Genomic DNA, 4453 nt, shown 5'->3' on the forward strand with positions numbered 1-4453 from the left:
CGGGGTGGACGCCGGATCGCCCTGACGGCGATCCGGCTATCCCTGCCCTGCTCCGCAGGAGTCCGATTCCTCCCCGGCCTGAAGGCCGGGGCATCTTCGGAGGAACCCGGTGAATCAGCCGTTCCTTGGTCTTCATGCTGACCTTCGAGCGGTGCAGGCACTCGGCGTGAACGGCCCGGATCGCCTCGGCGACCTCCTCACCGACCATCCGCCGGCCCCGCAGCGGCGGTGTCCACCGGCCATCCGCCAAGCCCATCAGCCCATGCTCGGCATACTGAGCGGCCATCCGCTTCAGCGTGCGCTCGCTGATCCACTCCAACCCCAGATGCTTGGCCTCCCGCCGGTCCAACCCCCTCAGCTCGGCCACCTTCGCCCGGCGCCGCTCGGTCAAAGTGGTGTCCTCCAGGTCGTACTCAGGCTTGGGCTCTCCCGGCAGAGCCCAAAAACGGCTGCCGCTGCGGTAGCCGGTATGGACCTCCAGCAGATGCGCCATCCTGATCTCGACCCTGGTCAAGGCGTGATCCTGCAGATCCTCGCTCCGGGAACGCTGCTGCCCCTCGACCATCACGGCCTCCCTGCCGGATAGACCCACGAAGCGTCGCCCAGCGGCTGGGCCAGATCCACCGCCAGACGCCGGTGCCAGAGGAGATGAACGGCATGCGCGCGGGCGACAGCCGGCAACGAGGTGGCATCCGTCAGTTCGCCGAACCGCCACGGGTGCTCGGCGACCAGCTCCAGCAGTTCCCTGTGCAGCCCCAGCCGGTCGGTCATCGGACGACGACGGGCGGACAGCGCGTCGAGCCCGGTGGCCACGTGCCGACGCCAGCCGGTCACCACCAGGTACCACCATCCAGCCGCCGCGGCCGCCCGCTCGGCCGCGGCGAATTTCACCAGATCCTCGTCCGCGATCAGATGACCGGGACGGACGTCGACCAGTACCGCTGTGCCGGGCAGCAGCACCAGGAAGTCCGGAATGTGGTCCTCGCAGCCGCCGAGGGCGGTGAACCGCAACCTGAAGGGCTGGGACAACACCTCGTTGACCCCGTTCAGGAAGTCCAACGCCAGCAGCAGGCGGCGCTCGGCCAGGCTCTCGAAGCCGTGCATCCTGCCCGTGGCCAGCATGTACTGCAGGCCGGGCCGATGCCGCTGCCTCGCCCGCCATGTGAACCCACGCACCGGCGCCGAGACGAGCGCTGGGAAGCAGGCCAGATCCTGGACCGAGCAGACCACCTCCGCCCGGGACGCCCTCCACACCGCCGTCCACCGACGCGTCCACCCCGAGCCTGTCTCCAGCCTCGCGGCCGCCGCCGGGTCCACGGCGTACGGCGTGACGAGATCGTTCAGGGTGTAGTTATGCGACCACACCGTCCCCGACGCGACGGCCGGTGTACGGACCGATGACTCCATACCCCCAGCACAGCTCCGCCGAGCAGCTTCTCGTACCAGTTCCCGCGAATACCCGCAGGTGAGGGAGGCAACCGCTACCCTACGGGCCACTCTCCACGCTCAGCCGGGCCAACAAACGCGCTCAAGGGCCAGCTCAAGGACTCAGTCACAATCCCCGCGACTGGTATTCGCGAAGGTACCCATAGGTGCATACTCGGGGTATGGCTGACACCACCGTAAAGGTCGACTCCGAGACCAGGGACCGGTTCGCTGCGGTTGCCGCAGCCCGCGGACAGAGCGTGCGCGCCTACCTGGCCGAGCTGGCCATAGAGGAAGAGAACCAGATCAAGCTGAGCAAGGCGACGGCCGTGTTCCGCCAGATCATCGCCCGGCCCGGCCTCGCCGAGGCCTTCGACGAGGCCTTCCCTGACGACGCCCCGGCCCGGCGAAACACCGCGGGGCGGGCAGCCTGACCCTTGGACCTGCATATCGACATCCGGTGGCTCCTTGACCGACAGGAAGAACTGCTCGGCAAGGAACTCGGGGTCCGGGACTACTCGGGCCTGGTGGCCGCCGTCGCCCGGCACCGAGTGAACACACCACAGCTGGAGATGGGCGAGCCCGACGCCTACTGGCGGGCTGCCGCCCTGCTTGAGCAGCTGGTCCTGCTACGCCCGCTGCCGGCGCGCAACGCGTACTTCGCCTACGGCGTGGCCGTCGCGTACATCCGGGCCTCCGGGGAGGAGATCGACGACTCCTTCGAGCCGTGGCGGGACCTGATCACCGACATCCGCACGCTGCGGCTCACCGTCTACGACATCGCCGATCGCCTTCGGTCCTGGGGCAGCACCGGGTGAACCGTACGGGACGGGCGAGCGGGAACAGCCGGCGTCCGCCCGAGACGCTTGGGTGCGATACGGGCACCGAACCGTCCTGACCACAGGTATGCGCGGCCCGGCCTGTACAGCACAGGCCGGGCCGCGCACGTCCCGCGTCTTTACGGAGCCGAATCAGGCGCTGGCCTTCTCCGCTGCGCGCCCCCGCACCCACTCCGGAGCCGATTCGGGACTCCCACGAGTTCCTTACCTGTTCAACATCACCGCCAGCGGCCGGCCGACGTTGACGACGAGGACACCGAGGACTGACCGGGCCGGGCCGTGGTCAGGTGGTGCAGCGGCGCCACGGCTTGGTGTACGGGCTGCCGCGCGTGTTGCACGAGGCGGTGCTGTCGCCGCAGGCCGGCGGGGAGGAAGGTGTAAGGCATGGGCGATGATCGAGGCGACAAGGCGCTGCTGGACCGTCTGACGTTGCTGGCGGATGCCCAGGCGGCGCTGGCCAGCACGCTGGACCTGTTGGAGGGGCTGCGGCGGGCATGCCGGGTGCTGACCGGGCGGCTGGGGGATTGGTGCACGGTTGACCTGCTGGACGAGGGCGGTCGGCTGGAGCGGGCCGTCGTGGTCCACTGCACCCCCGAGGCGCTGGCTCCGGGCGGCTACGAGGGGCCGCTGCCGCCGGTGCCTGAGGGCGACGGCGGGCCGCTGCCGCGGGTGCTGCGGGGGGCGGGGCCCCTGCTGCTCGCCGACATTGTTCCGCCCAGCCGGGCGGAGAACCCGCTGCACGCCCGGCAGCTGGAACTGTTCGAGCAGTTGGGTGCGCACAGCGCTGTCATCGCCCCGCTCCGGTCTCGCCGCGAGGTCCTCGGCGCACTGACCGTGGCCCGCACCGATGCCGACCATCCCTTCACCGAAGACGATCTCCCGCTGGTCGAGGACCTGGTGCGCGGACTGGCTCTGCAAGTCGACAACGCGCGGCTGTACCAGCAGACCCGGCACATCGCCGAGCGCTTCCAACGCGTCCTGCTGCCCGAGCTGCCGCAGGTCGAACACCTCCAGATCACCGCCCGCTACACCCCCGCGCAGACCATCGCCCAGGTCGGCGGTGACTGGTACGACGCCTTCGTCCTGCCCCGCGGCGACACCGTCCTGGCCATCGGCGACGTGACCGGCCACGACCTGCAGGCGGCGGTCGCCATGAGCGCCCTGCGCAACATGCTGCGCGGTATCGCCGTGGACCGCCAAGAGCCCCCCGGCGAGGTCCTGCGCCGCCTGGACATCGCCAGTCACACGCTGATCCAGGAGGCGACCGCGACGTGCATCTACGGTCTTGTCAAACGCCCCCAGGAGCAGGGCTCGTGGGTCCTGCACCATTCCTGTGCCGGGCACCTGCCGCCGTTGCTGACCACCGCCGCGGGCGACACCCGCTATCTGGAGACGGGCGCGGGACTGCTGATCGGCATGGATCCCGAGCACCGGCGCCCGACCGCCGTCGACGAGATGCCCGCGCACTCCACCGTGCTGCTGTACACCGACGGACTGATCGAGCGCCGCGGTGAGTCCCTCGACCGCGGGCTGACCCGGCTGCGTCAGCACACCGCCGCCCTCGCCCGCGAACCCCTGGACGTCTTCTGCGACGAACTGCTGGGGGGGCTTGGCGCCGACAGCACCGACGACATCGCCCTGCTCGCCGTGCGCCCCGCCCCACCGGCCAGCCCCTGATCCGTCCGACGCCCGCGGCCAGGTGCCGCAACCGACGTCGAGACTCTGCCCGTCCGGCGCCGTACGAGCATTGGTGTGACCTGATCACCGACATCCGCGCTCTACGGCTCGCTGTCTACGACATCGCCGACCGCCTGCGCAACCGCGATGCTGTGGACGGGCGCCCCCGTGGCCACCTGCGCGCTTTTGGCCTGTCTCGCATCCGCGAGCGCGAGATGGCCCACGCGGGCGAGCTCCCCGACGTGACCAAGAGCAGTTGGTAACCCGCACCCGATCCGCAATCCCGGCCCGAGCCTCCTCACCTTCAGCCCGACTGCGGATCGGCCGGACAAGGTGAGAAGGCTCATCAACTTCCTTAGATATTCCTAGTGTTGTGCATATATAGTTCTGTGCATGGAGTTGCTGCGCATGTCCAAAGCTGCGAAGCGTCTCGGGATACATCCGATGACGCTTCGTCAGTGGGCGTTGGACGGCAAGATCCCGTTTACGTGGGTCGGCCGTGAGCGCCGGTT

Annotated in this window: 5 protein-coding genes and 2 pseudogenes; 5 read left to right on the forward strand and 2 right to left on the reverse strand. The window is 69.4% G+C overall.

The window, feature by feature from the left end:
• Positions 1–565: pseudogene (locus tag ACIBJF_RS52290) on the reverse strand (hypothetical protein); the annotation flags it as partial.
• Positions 565–1407, reverse strand: coding sequence for a TnsA-like heteromeric transposase endonuclease subunit (locus tag ACIBJF_RS52295; RefSeq protein ID WP_399184941.1), 843 nt, complete (start codon positions 1405–1407; stop codon positions 565–567). The pseudogene ACIBJF_RS52290 and the gene ACIBJF_RS52295, both read right to left, overlap by 1 nt.
• Positions 1408–1607: 200 nt before the next feature.
• On the opposite strand from ACIBJF_RS52295, the gene ACIBJF_RS52300 reads away from it, so the two are divergent.
• From ACIBJF_RS52300 to ACIBJF_RS52320, 5 genes and pseudogenes are all read left to right on the forward strand, one after another.
• Positions 1608–1859: an antitoxin MazE7 gene (locus ACIBJF_RS52300; protein WP_399184942.1), complete on the forward strand. Its 252-nt coding sequence runs from the start codon at positions 1608–1610 to the stop codon at positions 1857–1859.
• Between the two features lie 3 nt (positions 1860–1862).
• Positions 1863–2243 (forward strand): toxin Doc, encoded by a 381-nt coding sequence (locus ACIBJF_RS52305; RefSeq protein WP_399184943.1) that lies wholly within the window; start codon positions 1863–1865, stop codon positions 2241–2243.
• Positions 2244–2648: 405 nt separating this feature from the next.
• Positions 2649–3941 carry a PP2C family protein-serine/threonine phosphatase gene (locus tag ACIBJF_RS52310; protein WP_399184944.1) on the forward strand — a complete coding sequence of 431 codons (1293 nt, stop codon included), beginning with the start codon at positions 2649–2651 and terminating at the stop codon, positions 3939–3941.
• Positions 3942–4072: 131 nt separating this feature from the next.
• Positions 4073–4204: pseudogene (locus ACIBJF_RS52315) on the forward strand (30S ribosomal protein S14); the annotation flags it as partial.
• 130 nt (positions 4205–4334) lie between these two features.
• The coding region (locus ACIBJF_RS52320; protein ID WP_399184945.1) for an excisionase family DNA-binding protein at positions 4335–4453 on the forward strand (119 nt) is incomplete at its 3' end.

Origin of the sequence: Streptomyces sp. NPDC050743 (assembly GCF_044456925.1) — a bacterium.
GTDB lineage: Bacteria > Actinomycetota > Actinomycetes > Streptomycetales > Streptomycetaceae > Streptomyces.